Source organism: Saccharothrix sp. ST-888 (assembly GCF_000955975.1).
Taxonomy (GTDB): Bacteria; Actinomycetota; Actinomycetes; order Streptomycetales; family Streptomycetaceae; genus Kitasatospora.
This window is the reverse complement of record NZ_JYJF01000138.1, coordinates 1-16,515: the sequence shown is the minus strand read 5'-3', so window position 1 is coordinate 16,515 and position 16,515 is coordinate 1. Positions and strand designations below refer to the sequence as shown.

Here is a 16,515-nt window from a genome sequence, read left to right as displayed (position 1 = left end):
GAAGGAGTCCCAGAGTTTGGCACCTGCCCAGGAGAGCACCGCCGCCACGATGGCGATACCCAGGAGCAGGCGGAGGCGGAGCGGCTTCACTCGGACGGAGTTCCTTCCCGACGGACGCGACGGCTTGGGGCGCCCCGGCCGACGGCTGAGGACGGATCTGACGGGCAGTCGCGCTACGGCGGCGCCACAGGCCACCGTACCCGGGCTGAGCCCTTCCGATCACTTACTCGTACGGCCGACCACCACCGCGAAGTTCCCGATCCGGCGTGCGCGGCGGCCGCGCACGCCCCGATCCCCGCCGGAAGGGAGCCGCGCGGCGCCCCGGCACGAGGCGCTGCACGGCCTGCCGCGCGCACGGAGTGCGCGGAGCCTACTCGGGCAGCCGCAGCTGGATGTCCTCGCGCCGCCGGACCGCGTCACCGGCCTCCTCGCCCAGTCCCTTGAGCAGATCGGCGACCCGGCCGTGGCCGGGCAGCTCGCCGTCCGGCTCGGCGTCCAGCCAGGGCGCGAGCACGAAGGCCCGCTCGTGGGCCCGGGGGTGCGGCAGCAGCAGCTGCGGGTCGTCGCTGGTGACGCCCTCGTAGGCGAGGATGTCGACGTCCAGGGTGCGCGCGCCCCAGCGGACGGTGCGGACCCGCCCGAAGGCGTCCTCGACGGCGTTGGCGCGCTCCAGCAGCGAGCTCGGCGGCAGGGTGGTGCGCAGCACGACCACGGCGTTGTAGTAGTTCGGCTGCTCGCCGGGGCCGCCCACGGCCTCGGTCTCGAAGACCGCGGAGACGGAGGTGATCCGGACGCCGGGGGTGTCCTCCAGCGCGTCCACGGCGCCCTGGAGGGTCTCCAGGCGGTTGCCGAGGTTGCTGCCGAGCGCGATCACGGCGTGCCGTGGGTTGTGCAGGGTTGAGTCGGCGCAGTCGACTCGGCGCTCCAGGTCGAACGTGGTCGGCGAGGCGGTCGGGTCGCTGGTGCTCATCGGTATCCCTCTACGGCTCGGGCTGTGGGACAGGACAGGGCGGTGCGCGTCATGCGCGGCCCCGGTGGATCGTGATGGTGACATCGTCGAAGGGGACGGTGATCGGGGCGTCCGGCTTGTGCACGGTCACCTCGACCTCCTCCACCGCCTCGTGCTTGAGGCACTGGTCGGCGATCCGCTGCGCGAGGGTCTCGATCAGGTCGACCGGATCACCGGCGATGATCGCGGTGACCTCCTCGGCGACGATGCCGTAGTGCGCCGTGCGGGAGAGATCGTCGCCGGAGGCGGCCGGGCGGGTGTCCAGGAACAGCACGAGGTCGACCACGAAGGTCTGGCCCTCGATGCGCTCGCGCTCGAAGACACCGTGATGGCCCCGGGCACGCAGGCCCCGCAGGGTGACGCGGTCCAGCAACTCAGTTCTCCCACCTGGACGGGCCCCGCCCAGGGGCAGGGTGGCGGGCCCGTTCGCTCGCCGCTTCGAATCTACCTGCGAGCACCCACGGACCCCGACCGTCCTACCCGGCATACCCACCCGTCACGCACGCCGGATCGGCGATTGACGTGAACGTTGGGTGTCCGTCCACGAAACAGGTGCACCGGGCCCGGTCACACCCTGCGGAAACGGTTCGCGATCAGTCCTCGTCCTCGTCGTCTCCGCTGGTCAGGACGGGTGAACCGTGGTGCGACCAGAGTTTCCAGCCGTCCGCCGTGCGACGGAACAGATTGGTCGAGACGACCTTTCCGCCGACCAGCGGACCGAGTTCGCCCTCCTCCTCGGCCTCGCCGCCGGAGAGGATGTTCTCGGTACACGTGACAAGGGCCACATCGCCCTGCAGTTCGACCTCCACGTCGGTCAGGAAGAACTGGATGTACTCCGTGTTCATCATGATCAACATGTAGGAGCGGGTCACCTGGGCCCGTCCGCGCAGCACCGGCCAGCCGGGGTGGACGCAGATCACCCCGCCCTTGTCGTCGGCCTCGCCCGCGCCCAGCCAGATGGACTCGACGGCCTCCAGGTCGCCGTTCTCCAGCGCTTCGTAGAGCGCCCGGTTCGCCGCCAGCACGGCCTCCCGGTCCAGCTCCAGCGCCGCCTCGCGGTCCGTGTCGCTCACCCTGCCGTCACCCGCCATACTTCCTCCAGAGCCGAGCCAAGCCGCTACCCCCTCCGTGCCGCCTGCTGCCAGGCCGCGACCACGCGTACGGCGTCGGCCGTGCCGGCCACGTCGTGCACCCGGACCGCCCACGCCCCGGCCTGGGCCGAGAGCGCCGAGATCGCCGCCGTGGCATCGTCGCGCTGCCGGGCCGGACGCGGCTCCCCGGTTTCCGGGTTGGCGAGCAGCGTACCCAGGAACCGCTTGCGCGAAGCGGCCACCAGTACCGGGCGACCGAGCGCGGTGAGCGCGTCCAGCCGCCCCAGCAGGGCCCAGTTGTGCTCGCTGGTCTTGGCGAAGCCCAGGCCCGGGTCGAGGATCAGCTGCTCCTCCTTCACCCCGGCGGCCAGCAGCGCCTCCATCCGCTGCGCGAGCTCGGCGGCGACGTCAGCCACCACGTCCCGGTAGACGGCGAGGCTGTCCATGTCGGCGGACTGGCCGCGCCAGTGCATCACCACGAACGGCGCGCCGGTGTCCGCGACCACCTCGGCCATCGCCGGGTCGGCCAGGCCGCCGGAGACGTCGTTGACCAGCCGGGCGCCGGCCGCCACCGCCTGCTCGGCGACGCTCGCCCGCATGGTGTCGATACTGACCGCCACCCCGGCCGCCGACAGCTCGCGGACCACCGGGATCACCCGGCGGAGCTCCTCGGCCTCGGTGACCCGCCGGGACCCGGGACGGGTGGACTCGCCACCGACGTCCACCAGGTCGGCGCCGCTTGTGGTGAGCCGCAGACCGTGGGCGACGGCGGCGGCAGGATCGAGCCACAGGCCGCCGTCGGAGAACGAGTCGGGGGTGACGTTGACGATGCCCATGACCGCGCAGCGGTCGAGCCGGGGGAGGCCGGGAAGGTGGATCATACGGCCATTATCGAGCCGCGCGAGGCTGGAAAAGCGATGACGACTGACAGATTTCAAAATCTGTCAGTCGTCATCGGACAGCTGTCAGCAGCCATCCGTCGTCCGTCGACCGCCATCGCGCTTCAGCCGTCACACACCAGCCGCCGCACGCTCCGCGCTCACGCCGCCTCGGTCACGCCGCCTCGGTCACCGCGCCGACCTTCGCCTGCTCCGGCATCAGCCCCTGCCGCTGCCGCTTACGGCCGAACCTCGGCATGCCCAGCGTGATGAACGCCTCCGCCTGCATCACGGCGAAGCCGATCCGCGGCAGGTCCCGGGTCTGCGGGTAGACCAGGAAGCGCGGCTCCCACTCCGGCTGGAACTTGGCGTTGAACTTGTACAGCGACTCGATCTGGAACCAGCGCGAGAGGAAGACCAGCAGCCCGCGCCAGGCCCGCAGCACCGGCCCCGCGCCGATCCGCTCACCGCGGGCCAGCGCCGAGCGGAACATCGCGAAGTTCAGCGACACCCGCTTCACGCCCAGGTTCGGGACCTCCTGCAGCGCCGCCACGATCAGCAGCTCGTTCAGGCCCGGGTCGGCCGCCCGGTCACGCCGCATCAGCTCCAGCGAGATGCCGTCCTTGCCCCACGGCACGAAGTGCAGCACGGCCTTCAGGTCGTCGCCGGCCGCGCCCGCGCCCTCGCCCTCCTCCGCGGCCTTGTGCGCCGTCACGACCACGCAGTTGTCGTCGCCCGGGTCGCCGAAGCGGCCCAGCGCCATCGAGAACCCGCGCTCGGTGTCGGTACCGCGCCAACGGGCGGCGGCGTCCGCGATCTGCCGCTTCTCCTCCAGCGTCAGATCACAGACCCGGCGCACCTTGCAGGAGTAGCCGTTGCGCTCGATCCGCTTCACCATCTGGCGGACGTTGCGCATCGCGCGCCCCGACAGCGAGAAGGCGGAGGTGTCCACGATCGCCTCGTCGCCCAGCTCCAGCGCGTCCAGCCCCGCCTCACGGGTCCAGACCTCGCCGCCGACCTCGCTGCAGCCGACCACGGCCGGCACCCAGGCGTGCTCACGGGCCTCCGCCATGAAGACCTTGATCGCGCCCGGCCACGCCTCGACGTCACCCACCGGGTCACCGGAGGCGAGCATCACACCGGAGATCACCCGGTACGAGATCGCCGCCTTGCCGGTCGGCGAGAACAGCACGCTCTTGTCCCGGCGCAGCGCGAAGTACCCGAGCGAGTCGCGCGCCCCGTGCCGCTCCAGCAGCGCCCGGACCTTCTCCTCGTCCTCCGCGTTCAGCTCCGGCTCCGGCTTCTCCGGCCGCAGCGCCAGGTACGCCGAGATGAAGGCGGTCATCAGGCCCAGCGCGCCAAGCGAGTACGCCACCAGGTCGGTGACCCGGTCGGTGTGGTACCTGACCGGACCGTCGAAGCCGAACAGGCCGTACAGGGTCTCCTTCAACCGCGCCACGAAGGTCGGGTGCCCGATCTCGGAGCTCGGGTGGACGCTCACGATCAGCATGCCGAGCAGCACGCTGAAGGCGCCCATGACCACCAGATTGACCACGGCCCGCCAGCGGGTGCGCGGGTCGGCCTTGGCGTAGAACTCGCGCCGGTGCACCAGGATCACCACGAACAGCGCCAGCGAGACCACCGCCGGGCCGGCCTGGTGCCAGCGCAGCAGGTGCAGCGCGGCACCGACCGGCAGCAGCACCATGACCGCCCGCCAGGCGCGCCGCTTGCGACGGCGCAGCGCGTGCGCGAGCAGCACCAGCAGGGTGCCGACCATCAGGGTGCCGACCGCGGCCACCGTGGTGGTGCTGCCCGGGATCTGCCCGGCCCAGCTGTGCACCCGGGTGTGTCGGATCCTCGGGAAGACGGCGCTGGCGATGTCCAGCAGACCGATCAGCAGACAGGCGTATCCGACGGCTCCCGGCAACCAGGCTCGGGGGACGGAGGCAGCTTGGTTGCGCAGCGTCTGCAGACCCCGGCGACGGGGCTGCTCGGGTGACGGCTCAACGGACACGGGAACGCTCATGGAAGCTCAGCGTAGAGGCTGAATCGGACTGTCCTGTCACTCCCAGGGAGGAGCTGTGATGGACCTTCATGACTATTCCTTGGTCTGGCAATCCGCTCGTCAAGAAAGCACCCCCGAACAGTAATTTTTCGGGGACGCCCCTGCGACACGGGCGCCTCGGGGACAGGGGACGCCGCTCGGACGGCGCGCCCAGCGGGACGGCTGAACGGCTGAACGGCTGCGGTGACGGTGAATGGACCAACGCGGACACGCCGGCGCCACGGGACGCCCGCACACGCGTTACACACGCTGGACGCCGCATTCTAGAGCTTCGGTTGCACCCTCCGCAGCGGGCACGACCCGGCCGGTACGCAGCTGTGACGGACCCCCGGGCGGCGCAGCCCCACTGGCTGCCCCGAGCCCACCGTCTCACGATGAACCCTGGCCCCACTGCTGCCCAAGGGAGGGCGAACCGCATGGAACTGACCAGCGGCGCGCTGGTGTACTCGCTCATCGCGCTGGCCGTCGCCTCCCTGGTCGGCACCCTCTGGCTGTGGCCCCGACTGGCCCGTCAGCGCCCGCTGCCACTGCTCGGCCGGATCGGCCTCTTGACGGTCATCCAAGTCTCCGTCCTGGCCGTCCTCGCACTGTCGGTCAACAACTCGTACGGGTTCTACACGTCCTGGAACGACCTGCTCCACCCCGGCAGCGCACCGCTGACCCTGGCGAGCTCCGACCATCCCAGGGGCGCCGCCCCGAATGTCGGCCCCCTGGTCCAGCCGACCTCCGAGGGTGGCCTGGAGACCATCAAGGACCTGCCGCAGGGCAAGCCGGAGGAGGTCGGCCGGGTGGACTCCATCAAGGTCACCGGCACCGAGTCCGGCCTCTCCGACCAGGTGTTCGTCTACCTTCCGCCGGAGTACTTCATCCCGCGCTACGCCCGGGTGCGCTTCCCGGTGCTGCTCACCCTGGCCGGCTACCCGGGGCCCTCGCTGCACCTGGTCGAGGGCCTGCGGGTGCCGCAGACCGCCTGGGAGCTGGAGCGGACCGGCCGGATGGCGCCCACCGTGATCGTGATGGCCCGCCCGACCGTCACGCCGCCGCGCAACACCGAGTGCGTGAACGTGGCCAACGGGCCGCAGACCGAGACCTGGTTCGCCAAGGACCTGCCGGGCGCCCTGCGCTCCAGCTACCGGCTCAGCCACTCGGCCGCCTCCTGGGGGGTGCTCGGCTACTCCACCGGCGGCAGCTGCGCACTGCGCCTGGCGATGCGCAACCCCGACGCGTACGCCAGCGCGACGGGCATGCACGCCGACTACCAGGTGCCCAACGACCGCTGGACCGACGGCGACCTGTTCGGCGGCAACCAGACCGACACCCAGCACAGCGACCTCAACTGGCGCCTGCAGAACCTGCCCGCGCCCAAGGTCTCGCTGCTGGTGGTGAGCACCAGGACCGAGGAGGACTACGCGGAGACCCAGGCGTTCCTGGCCAACGCCAAGCGCGTCACCGACGCCCACCCCGAGTTCAAGGTCGACTCGCTCGTCCTGGCCGACGGCGGCCACAGCTTCGAGACCTGGCGGAGCGAGCTGCCGGCCTCGCTGGAGTGGATGAGCGACCACCTTAAGCCCCCTCAGGACCGCGAGCCCCGCCAGTAGCGCCCCGACCGTCCTCCGGCCGCCGCTCCTCCCCCGGCCGGGTGATTCCGCCGCCCGCCGATGGCCGACCGGCCGCCGCCGGGGAACGTCTCCCGGCCGACCGCTTACCCCGCAGACGCCAGGAGGTCAGATGCTCAGCTCCCGAACGCTCTTCGACGAGATCTACCGCAACGACGAGGCATACCGCCTCTTCTGCAGCATCGCGGCCGATGGCGAGGACCAGGGCGGCTGGGAGAACGAACGGATCCAGGCGCTGACCGGCGACCCGGTCCTGGCCCCGAAGATCGGCCGGCACGGCGCCGACGAGCGCAAGCACGGCCGGATCTTCACCCAGCTGCTGCACCGGCGCGGTCTGGAGAAGGTGGACGTCCCGCCGAAAGCCGACTACTGCATGCTGCTGGAGCGCCAGGGCATCGGCCTCTCGCACGAGCGCCTGACCTCCGACGTCCCGCTGACCGACCGCGAGATCATCACCTACCTGGCGCACAGCCGGGTCACCGAGCAGCGGGCCTCGGAGCAGATGCGCCAGCTGGTGCGGGCGTACGGCGGCAATCCCGAGCTGGCCAAGGCCATGCGGATGATCTCGGCCGACGAGGACAACCACCTCGCGTACTGCCACGAGGAACTGCTCCGGCTCACCGCCATGGGGCACGGCCCGTACATCCGGCACGCCCTGGAGCACACCGCGCGGGGCGAGATCCGCACCCATCGCGACGTCGGTCTCGCGGTGCTGCGCGCGATGGGACGGATCCTGCGCTGGCCGCTCTGGCAGCGGGCGCTCCTCACCGCCGGGGTGCAGGCACTGTACGCCTACGACCTGACCGTCGGCCGCCGCCGGATGATCCGGCTCCGGATGCCCGCCAAGCGCAACGCCCTCGGACGCTAGGGGGCGCCGCACGCCCGGCCGCAGGCACCTTCGGGCGGACCGCCGCCTGCGGCCGCGCCCCGGCGGTCGCCCGTGCCCCGGGCCTACCTGCCGATGATCAGGCTCATCGCCTCGGCGCGCGTCGCGGGGTCGCGCAGCTGCCCGCGCACGGCCGAGGTCAGCGTCTTGGCGCCGGGCTTGCGGATGCCGCGCATCGACATGCACATGTGCTCGCACTCGACGACGACGATCGCGCCGCGCGGCTCCAGGATGCGCATCAGCGAGTCGGCGACCTGGCTGGTGAGCCGCTCCTGCACCTGCGGGCGGCGGGCGTAGACGTCGACCAGCCGGGCGAGCTTGGAGAGCCCGGTGATCTTGCCGCTGGCGGACGGGATGTACCCGACGTGCGCGACGCCCTGGAACGGGACCAGGTGGTGCTCGCAGGTGGAGAACACCTCGATGTCCTTGACCAGCACCATCTCGTCGTGGCCGAGGTCGAAGGTGGTGGTGAGGACGTCCTCGGGCTGCTGCCAGAGCCCCGCGAATATCTCCTTGTAGGCGCGGGCCACCCGGGCCGGCGTCTCCTGCAGGCCCTCCCGGTCCGGGTCCTCACCGACCGCGATCAGCAGCTCCCGTACCGCCTTCTCGGCCCGCTCCTGGTCGAACGCCCCGACTGCCGTGGGCTGGTCGAGAGTCACCGGGTCGATCATGCGTGCCTCGCTTGTGGTCGTCTGGTCGTTGAGGGGACGGTCCGAGCAGCACGGATGCCGCGCCTCCAGGGTACAAACCCTGGTGGCGCGGCATCCATTCCGTACGGGTTGTTCAGTTCTCCGTCGAGCTGTCGCCGGTGACCGGGGGCAGCTTCACGATGTCCACCTGGGTGGTCTCCGCGGCGGCGGCGATGCCGTTGGTCAGCGCCAGCTCCTTCGGCGACTGCACCGGCGGGCGGGTGGACGGCGTACGGCGGGAGGAGCCGGTCCAGGCCGGGCGGGCGGGGCGCTTCACGATCGTGGAGAAGATCTCGGCGATCTGCTCCTTGTTCAGCGTCTCCTTCTCCAGCAGCTCCAGGACCAGGTTGTCGAGCACGTCGCGGTTCTCGACCAGGATCTCCCAGGCCTCGTTGTGCGCGTTCTCGATGAGCTTCTTGACCTCCTCGTCCACCAGCCCGGCGACCTCTTCCGAGTAGTCGCGCTGGTGGGACATGTCGCGACCGAGGAACGGCTCGGAGGAGTCCGAACCGAACTTGATCGCGCCGAGGCGCTCGCTCATGCCGTACTGGGTGACCATCGCGCGAGCCGTCGCGGTGGCCTTCTCGATGTCGTTCGAGGCGCCGGTGGTCGGGTCGTGGAAGACCAGTTCCTCCGCCGCTCGCCCGCCCAGCATGTACGCCAGCTGGTCGAGCATCTCGTTGCGCGTGGTCGAGTACTTGTCCTCGTCCGGCAGGACCATGGTGTAACCCAGGGCCCGGCCGCGCGACAGGATGGTGATCTTGTGCACCGGGTCGGCGTTCGGAGAAGCGGCCGCGACCAGGGCGTGACCGCCCTCGTGGTACGCGGTGATCTTCTTCTCCTTCTCGGACATGATCCGCGTGCGCTTCTGCGGACCCGCCACGACGCGGTCGATCGCCTCGTCCAGGAGACCGTTGTCGATCAGCTTCTTGTCCGAGCGGGCCGTCAGCAGCGCGGCCTCGTTGAGGACGTTGGACAGATCGGCACCGGTGAAGCCGGGGGTGCGCTTGGCGACGGCCGAGAGGTCGACGTCGGGCGCGATCGGCTTGCCCTTCTGGTGGACCTTGAGGATCTCCAGGCGGCCCTGCAGGTCCGGACGGTCGACGGCGATCTGCCGGTCGAAGCGGCCGGGGCGCAGCAGCGCCGGGTCCAGGATGTCCGGGCGGTTGGTGGCGGCGATCAGGATCACGCCGCCCTTGACGTCGAAGCCGTCCATCTCGACCAGCAGCTGGTTGAGGGTCTGCTCGCGCTCGTCGTGGCCGCCGCCGAGGCCCGCACCACGGTGCCGGCCGACGGCGTCGATCTCGTCGACGAAGATGATCGCCGGGGCGTTCGCCTTGGCCTGCTCGAACAGGTCGCGGACCCGGGAGGCACCCACACCGACGAACATCTCGACGAAGTCGGAGCCGGAGATCGAGTAGAACGGCACCCCGGCCTCGCCCGCGACGGCACGCGCGAGCAGGGTCTTACCGGTACCGGGCGGGCCGTAGAGCAGCACGCCCTTGGGGATCTTGGCGCCGACGGCCTGGAACTTGGCCGGCTCCTGCAGGAACTCCTTGATCTCGTGGAGCTCCTCGACCGCCTCGTCCGCACCCGCGACATCCGAGAAGGTGGTCTTCGGGGTGTCCTTGGTGAGCAGCTTGGCCTTGGACTTGCCGAACTGCATGACCCGGGAGCCGCCGCCCTGCATCTGGTTCATCAGGAACAGGAAGACCAGGACGATGATGACGATCGGCAGCATCGACAGCAGCAGGCTGACGAAGGTGGACTGCTTCTCGGGGGTGATGGTGTAGCCCTCGGGCAGCGCGCTCTTGTCGCCCGAGTTGATCTGCGTCTGGAGGGTGTTGGCCACGGCCACACCCTGGTCCCCGACGTACGAGGCTTGGAACTTGGTGCCGGAAGGCACCTTGCCGCCGGTACCGGCCGAAGGCAGCTTCGCACCGTCCTTCAGCTGGATCTTGATGGTGTTCGAATCACCCGTAGTGATCTGCGCCGACTTGACCTGCTTGGCGTCGATCGCTGCGACGACCTGTCCGGTGTCCACCGTCTTGTAGCCGTTCGAGTCCGAAACGACCTGCATCAGCACGACAACGGCAAGGACGGCCAGCACGATCCACATGATCGGCGCACGGAAGTATCGCTTGACGTCCATCCATGCGGGGCGTTGCCGCCCCGTCCCTCCTGCCACTCAACGGCGCTGCACGGCTGGGGGCCGTCGGCGCATCCGGTATGTGCTCATGAGAAGAGCGGTTAATTGGACCGTACCGCAGCCACCCCCGCTCACGACGAGAGCACAACGGCACGACGTATTTTCCTACCCCCGCTCAACGGGCGGGAACAGCGACCTGTTCCCGCCCGTCGCCCGAACGGTGTCAACCGTTGGACAGCGGCTGGTCAGCCACCGTAGACGTGCGGGGCCAGGGTGCCGATGAACGGCAGGTTGCGGAGCTTCTCCTGGAAGTCCAGGCCGTAGCCGACCACAAACTCGTTGGGGATGTCGAAACCGACGTACTTGACGTCGATCTCGACCTTGGCCGCGTCCGGCTTGCGCAGCAGGGTGCAGACCTCCAGCGAGGCCGGGCCGCGCGAACCCAGGTTGCCCAGCAGCCAGGACAGGGTCAGGCCGGAGTCGATGATGTCCTCGACGATCAGCACGTCGCGGCCGGCGATGTCGGTGTCCAGGTCCTTGAGGATCCGCACCACGCCGGAGGACTTGGTGCCCATCCCGTACGAGGAGACCGCCATCCAGTCCATCGTGACCTGCGAGTGCAGGGCCCGGGCGAGGTCGGCCATGACCATCACGGCGCCCTTGAGCACACCGACGATCAGCAGATCCCGTCCGGCGTAGTCCCGGTCGATCCGCTCGGCCAGCTCAAGCAGCTTGGCGTCGATCTCGTCCTTGCTGATGAGCACCTTCGCCAGGTCGGCGCCCATGTCGTTCTGATCCACCGGGGATACGTCCTCAAACGTTCGGGGTCCTGTGTCGGCGACGGCCCCGCGACCTACTGCTCAGCTGTCGCTCTGTCGCCGAAAGACCAGCGTGCCACACCTTCGGGTGACCTCGACGCCCCCGGGTAGGTGTAGCGGCCCCTGACCACGCCAGCCGGTGACCAGTTGATCGACCGTCTCCAGGTGTCGTGCGAACAGGTCACCGCCCGGGGAGCCCGCCCGCAGCGCCGCCCGGCGCAGCACCCGGCGGCGGACGGCGGGGGGAAGTTCGGACAGCTTGCCGACGTCCAGCGTCCCGTCGCCCGTACGGAGGTCGCGCTCGGCCAGGGCCGCCCACTGATCGAGGGCATCGGCGTCGTCGCGGAACAGCCGGGCGGTACGGGCCAGTGCCTCGACCACCCCGGCGCCCAGGTGCTTCTCCAGGACCGGGAGCACCTCGTGGCGGACCCGGGAGCGGGTGTAGGCCGGGTCGGAGTTGTGCGGGTCGTCCCAGACCGGGATGGACTGCGCGGCGCACGCCTGGCGGGTGGCGGCCCGGTCCAGCTCCAGCAGCGGCCGGCGGTAGCGGCCCTTGTGCGCGGGCATACCGGCGAGCGACCGGGCGCCGGAGCCGCGGGCCAGGCCCAGCAGGACGGTCTCGGCCTGGTCGTCCTGGGTGTGCCCGAGCAGCACGGCGATGGACCGGTGGCGCTCGGCGGCGGCGTCCAGCGCGGCGTACCGCGCGTCCCTGGCGGCGTTCTCCGGGCCGCCCTGATGACCGACGTGGACCGGGATCACCTCGACCGGGTCGAGACCCAGCTCGCGCAGGCGGTCGGCGACCTGCTGGGCGCGTTCGGCGGATCCCTGCTGCAGTCCGTGGTCGACCGTCACCGCGCCGACCCGCAGGCCCAGCTTGGGCGCCTCGAAAGCGGTCGCGATGGCCAGCGCCATCGAGTCGGCACCGCCGCTGACCGCCACCAGCACCAGTGGGGAACCCGGTGCGGCGGGGGTGCGGGGCAGTCCGGACGGGTGGCGGCGGGCGTTGCCGATCAGCCGGGTCGCGGCGGGGCCGCCACCGGGCAGGGCGGCCGGGGCGCCACTGGCGGCGGTGGCTGCGGGGACGGTGCTGGTGACCGGGACCGGCGCGGGCGCGGGGTGGGTGCGAGGAGCCGGGGCGGTGAGATTCACGCCAGCCTCGGCGGCGAGCTCGGCGAGGGCGCGGCGGACGGCGAGACGTATCGCCGCGACAGCGGGGTGTGGGCCCACGGTGAGGCACTCCTTGGCAGCTGGGGGACGGAGCGGGACGGTGAGGGGCCGGCCGGGCGTAACACCCTGTCAGCTTTCGGTCACCAGGCGCTCACAGATGGTCGCAGAATCCGGGCATCGGCTACACCACCCGCGCCACCGGTACGACCACGGTCCCACGTACGGGTGAATGCAGAAACGTTCATGCACCCCCATCTGTACGTCTGCGCCATCCGCACGGGCCCCCGCGCAGGCCCCCGGAGGGGCCCCCGCGCAGGCCCCCGGAGGGGCCTCCAGCGACACGCAGACCGGCGGGCGCCCCGCGGCCCCGTGACGGCCCGCTCGCGCGGCTGCCGGGCGTCCTGGGGCCGCGGCGCGCGGGGGGGCGGCCGGGGAGTTCAGCCGGTGACCCGGGCGACCCAGGCGGTGGGGTTGTGGATCTCCTCCTTGGTCGGGAGCGTGTTCGGGGAGGTCCAGACGCGGTTGAAGCCGGCCATGCCGACGCGGTCGACCACGTCCCGGACGAAGACCGCGCCGTCCTGGTACTGGCGCAGCTTCGCGTCCATCCCGAGCAGTCGCCGCAGCACCAGGTCGAGGCGCCCGGCGCCCCGGTCGCGGCGCAGCTGGAACTTCTCCCTGATCTCCGCGACGCTCGGCACCACCGCCGGGCCGACGCCGTCCATGACGACGTCCGCGTGACCTTCGAGCAGTGACATCACCGCCGTGAGCCGGCCGAGGATCTCCCGCTGCTGGGGCGACTGGACGAGGTCGAGGAGCGTCCCGGGGGTCGACCCGTCAGCCCGGCCGCCGAGGGTCGGCACGCCGCCGCCGCCGAGGGCGTCCTTGAGGCGTTCCAGCAGCGCGGCCGGGTCCACGTCGGTCTGCGCCAGGAAGGACTGCACCTCGGACTGGATGTGGTCGCGGAGCCAGGGCACCGCGGTGAACTGGGTGCGGTGGGTCTCCTCGTGCAGGCAGACCCAGAGCCGGAAGTCGTGCGGGTCGACGTCCAGCTCGCGCTCGACCTGCACGATGTTCGGGGCCACCAGCAGCAGTCGGCCGGCGCCCGGCGCGGGCGGCTCCGCATCGGCTCCGGCCCCGGTCTCGGCGAAGAGCGCCGCCGGGCTGTCCGGGGTCACCGGCGAGCCGGACCCGGGACGGGGTTCGGGCTCGGCCGGGGCGAAGGTCTCGTACTGGCCGAGGACCTTGGCGGAGAGGAAGGCCAGCACCGCGCCGATCTCGACGCCGGTCACCTTCTCGCCGATCGAGCCGAACACGGCCGCGCCGGCCGAATCGCGGCGGCGCGCCTGCAGCTTGTCCACCAGCGGCTGGACGATCGTCCGGAAGCCTGCCACGTTGGCCTTCACCCAGCCGGGACGGTCCACCACCAGGACCGGCGTGCCGACGGCCGTGGCCAGGCTGCTGGACCGCATGCCGGTGAACTCGCGAACGTGCTCCTCCGCCTCCAGCGCCCGCCTGCGCAGTTCGGAGACCACCACGCGGGCCTGCTCCCTGGTCACCTCGGGACCCGGCCGGGCCAGCCGGGTCGCCGTCGCGACCGCGAGATCCCAATCGACCATGTCGGCACCGCTGCTCGCGCTCGTCATGCCATCACCGTACGTGCTCCCGGCGGCCTGGGGGAGACACCCGCCCGCGCCCGCCGATCGTCCCCCGGGGCCCCGATCGACCATGCACCACCCCGGGGGCGCGAGCAACCGCGCGCCTGCGCCGCGGGCCGCTCGCGCGGGTCCGCGCGCCCCTCCCGCACGCCCGGGACCGCCCCGGGCTAGTGGCAGCCGCAGGAGGCGAGGCGGGCGACGATCCGGTCGGTGGCCGAGCGGGTGGCGAACCCGTCGCCGGGCGTCCTGCTCATGAAGGCGAAGACCAGCACCCGGCCGTCGGCGTCCACCGTGGTCCCGGCCAGGGTGTAGACCCCGCTGCCGCCGAGCGTGCCGGTCTTGGCCCGGACGATCCCGGCCGCGCTCTGCGCGCCCGAGGCCGCGCCGAACCGGGTGAGCAGGGTGCCGGTGAACCCGGCGATCGGCAGGCCGGTCAGCACCGGGCGCAGCTCAGGGTGTTCGGGCGAGGCGGCGAGCCCGAGCACCTTGGCGAGGACCAGCGGCGAGATCAGGTTGCCGGTGTGCAGCCCGCTGCCGTCGTTGAGGACGACGCCGGCCATCGGCACGCCGAGCTTCTGGATGGTCCCGGTCACCGCCGCCACCGCGCCGTCGAAACTGGCGGGCTGGTGGGCGGCGATGGCCGCCTGCCGGGCGATGGCCTCGGCGAGGGTGTTGTCGGAGGTGGTGAGCATCCGTTCGACCAGGCGCGGCACGGTCGGTGACTCCACCGCCGCGACCTGCTGCGCGCCTACGGCGGCGGGCCCCGGCGTCGCCTTGCCGTCCACCGTGATGCCCTGGGCCCTGAGCAGGTCGGCGAAGGCGTCGGCGGCCTGCTCGGCCGGGTCGAAGACACGCGCGGGGGCCTCGTCCGGGGACTTGGGGTCGATCCGGCCCTCGTCCACCATCAGGGGGGTCACGGCGGCGATGTTCATCGCGTCATGCTGCTTGTGCAGGAGCGGGCCGCTGTAGAGCGAGGTGTCGTAGCCCAGCTTCACGGCGGTGGTGCCGACGGCCTTGAGCGCGATGGCGGTCCGCTGGGCCAGTTCGGCCAGCGAGGCCGGTGCCGACTCGGCGTCCAGGGGCATCCCGCCGACCCGGATCTGGTCGAGCGGCAGTCCGGTGACGGTCGGGTCGCCACCACCGATCAGGGTGATCTCCCCCGGGGTGCCGCCCTTGACGACCTTGGTGGAGATCCGGGCGTCGGCCGGGATCAGCGCGAGCGCGGCGACCGCGGTGAGCAGCTTGGTGGTGGACGCCGGAGTGGCCGGGGTGTTCTCGCCGGAGCCGTACAGGAGTTGGCCGGTGTTGCCGTCGGCGATGGCGAAGTTCATCGCGCCGAGCGCATTGTCCTGCAGGACCTGGGCCAGGTCGCGCTGGAGGCCCGCGGTGGTGGGCATGGTGCCGGCGCCGTCCACGGGCCCGGCGAGCACCGGGCCGCCGGTGGCGAACGCGCGCGGTGCGGCGGGCGGCGGTGCGGCCGAGGGGGACTGGTGGCCGGTGGAGCCCCTGGGATTCGCCCCCGCGCCGCTCTGGCTCTGGCCCGCCCCCGGGGCGGGGTGGGCGAACGCCCGGTCCGTGCCGGAGGTCAGCCCGCCGGTGGCCAGGGCCACGCCCAGCACTCCGGCGACCGCCACTCTGCGCCCACGTCCCACCCCTGCGCTTCGCTGCACCGACCCGCCCCTTTCCTGAGCACACCCTGCCGTAGGAGACACTTGGATTCTGTCAGTCCCTACCTTGGAGGAACCGTTGGAGTTCGACGTCCTGATCGAGATCCCGAAGGGCTCGCGGAACAAGTACGAGGTCGACCATGAGACGGGCCGTCTCCGCCTCGACCGGATGCTCTTCACCTCGACCCGTTACCCGGCCGACTACGGCTACGTCGAGGGCACCCTGGGCGAGGACGGCGACCCGCTGGACGCCCTGGTCATCCTGGACGAGCCGACCTTCCCCGGCTGCCTGATCAAGTGCCGTGCCATCGGCATGTTCCACATGACCGACGAGGCGGGCGGCGACGACAAGCTGCTCTGCGTCCCGGCGACCGACCCGCGCTGGGAGCACCTGCGCGACATCCACCACGTGTCGGAGTTCGACCGCCTGGAGATCCAGCACTTCTTCGAGGTCTACAAGGACCTGGAGCCCGGCAAGTCGGTCGAGGGTGCCAACTGGGTCGGCCGCGCCGAGGCCGAGGCCGAGATCAAGGCCTCGATCAAGCGCCTGGAGGAGCAGGGCGGCCACTGAGCCCCCTCACCTCGGACCTCGTTCCCGGGGTCGCCCGGCCGGGGCGAGCAGCGATGCTCGCCCCGGCCTTTCTGTTGCCCGCCCGCTGGATCCCCTGCCCGCCCGCCGGACTCCGGTCCACTCCGTCGGGCCCGCTGCCGCCTTCCCACAGCGGGGCCGCAGGCGCACACTGGGCCGGGGGCCGTTTTCCCGACACCGTGTCGGCATGACGTTGACTTAGGTAAGCCTAACCATAACAATCGTGCCCAGAGCCC

14 protein-coding genes are annotated in these 16,515 nt (G+C 71.4%); 3 read left to right on the top strand and 11 right to left on the bottom strand.

Annotation, left to right across the window (positions count from 1 at the left end):
* Positions 1 to 370 precede the first annotated feature (370 nt).
* The 5 genes from folK to UK12_RS29455 all read right to left on the bottom strand — a co-directional run bounded on the left by folK (position 371) and on the right by UK12_RS29455 (position 5,004).
* Entirely contained in the window at positions 371 to 970 is a 600-nt protein-coding gene (gene folK, locus UK12_RS29475; protein ID WP_045306248.1) for a 2-amino-4-hydroxy-6-hydroxymethyldihydropteridine diphosphokinase, read from the bottom strand.
* Between the two features lie 49 nt (positions 971 to 1,019).
* Entirely contained in the window at positions 1,020 to 1,382 is a 363-nt protein-coding gene (folB, locus tag UK12_RS29470) for a dihydroneopterin aldolase (protein ID WP_231591436.1), read from the bottom strand.
* 220 nt (positions 1,383 to 1,602) lie between these two features.
* Positions 1,603 to 2,082, bottom strand: a complete 480-nt coding sequence (locus UK12_RS29465) for a nuclear transport factor 2 family protein (RefSeq protein WP_231591435.1) — start codon at positions 2,080 to 2,082, stop codon at positions 1,603 to 1,605.
* A 44-nt stretch (positions 2,083 to 2,126) separates the two neighbouring features.
* Positions 2,127 to 2,981: a dihydropteroate synthase gene (gene folP / locus UK12_RS29460; protein WP_045306246.1), complete on the bottom strand. Its 855-nt coding sequence runs from the start codon at positions 2,979 to 2,981 to the stop codon at positions 2,127 to 2,129.
* 172 nt (positions 2,982 to 3,153) lie between these two features.
* On the bottom strand, positions 3,154 to 5,004 hold the full coding sequence (locus tag UK12_RS29455; RefSeq protein ID WP_082120041.1) for a phosphatidylglycerol lysyltransferase domain-containing protein: 1,851 nt from the start codon (positions 5,002 to 5,004) through the stop codon (positions 3,154 to 3,156).
* 455 nt (positions 5,005 to 5,459) lie between these two features.
* Here UK12_RS29455 and UK12_RS29450 point away from each other — a divergent pair, with 455 nt between their 5' ends.
* Both UK12_RS29450 and UK12_RS29445 read left to right on the top strand, forming a co-directional pair.
* Positions 5,460 to 6,641, top strand: coding sequence for an alpha/beta hydrolase (locus UK12_RS29450; protein ID WP_045306245.1), 1,182 nt, complete (start codon positions 5,460 to 5,462; stop codon positions 6,639 to 6,641).
* 130 nt (positions 6,642 to 6,771) lie between these two features.
* Complete coding sequence (locus tag UK12_RS29445) at positions 6,772 to 7,527, top strand: ferritin-like domain-containing protein (RefSeq protein ID WP_045306244.1); 756 nt, start codon at positions 6,772 to 6,774, stop codon at positions 7,525 to 7,527.
* 83 nt (positions 7,528 to 7,610) lie between these two features.
* Here the strand turns inward: UK12_RS29445 and folE are convergent, their stop codons facing one another.
* The 6 genes from folE to dacB form a co-directional block, all read right to left on the bottom strand.
* Positions 7,611 to 8,216, bottom strand: a complete 606-nt coding sequence (gene folE, locus UK12_RS29440; protein WP_045306243.1) for a GTP cyclohydrolase I FolE — start codon at positions 8,214 to 8,216, stop codon at positions 7,611 to 7,613.
* Positions 8,217 to 8,328: 112 nt separating this feature from the next.
* Positions 8,329 to 10,386, bottom strand: a complete 2,058-nt coding sequence (gene ftsH, locus UK12_RS29435) for an ATP-dependent zinc metalloprotease FtsH (protein ID WP_045306242.1) — start codon at positions 10,384 to 10,386, stop codon at positions 8,329 to 8,331.
* Positions 10,387 to 10,628: 242 nt separating this feature from the next.
* Positions 10,629 to 11,168, bottom strand: coding sequence for a hypoxanthine phosphoribosyltransferase (gene hpt, locus UK12_RS29430; protein ID WP_197085264.1), 540 nt, complete (start codon positions 11,166 to 11,168; stop codon positions 10,629 to 10,631).
* Between the two features lie 75 nt (positions 11,169 to 11,243).
* Positions 11,244 to 12,428, bottom strand: a complete 1,185-nt coding sequence (tilS, locus tag UK12_RS29425; protein ID WP_045306240.1) for a tRNA lysidine(34) synthetase TilS — start codon at positions 12,426 to 12,428, stop codon at positions 11,244 to 11,246.
* 377 nt (positions 12,429 to 12,805) lie between these two features.
* Positions 12,806 to 14,011 (bottom strand): zinc-dependent metalloprotease, encoded by a 1,206-nt coding sequence (locus UK12_RS29420; protein WP_045306239.1) that lies wholly within the window; start codon positions 14,009 to 14,011, stop codon positions 12,806 to 12,808.
* 179 nt (positions 14,012 to 14,190) lie between these two features.
* Complete coding sequence (gene dacB / locus UK12_RS29415; protein ID WP_045306238.1) at positions 14,191 to 15,657, bottom strand: D-alanyl-D-alanine carboxypeptidase/D-alanyl-D-alanine endopeptidase; 1,467 nt, start codon at positions 15,655 to 15,657, stop codon at positions 14,191 to 14,193.
* A gap of 112 nt (positions 15,658 to 15,769) precedes the next feature.
* Here dacB and UK12_RS29410 point away from each other — a divergent pair, with 112 nt between their 5' ends.
* Complete coding sequence (locus UK12_RS29410; RefSeq protein WP_045306237.1) at positions 15,770 to 16,261, top strand: inorganic diphosphatase; 492 nt, start codon at positions 15,770 to 15,772, stop codon at positions 16,259 to 16,261.
* Positions 16,262 to 16,515 lie beyond the last annotated feature (254 nt).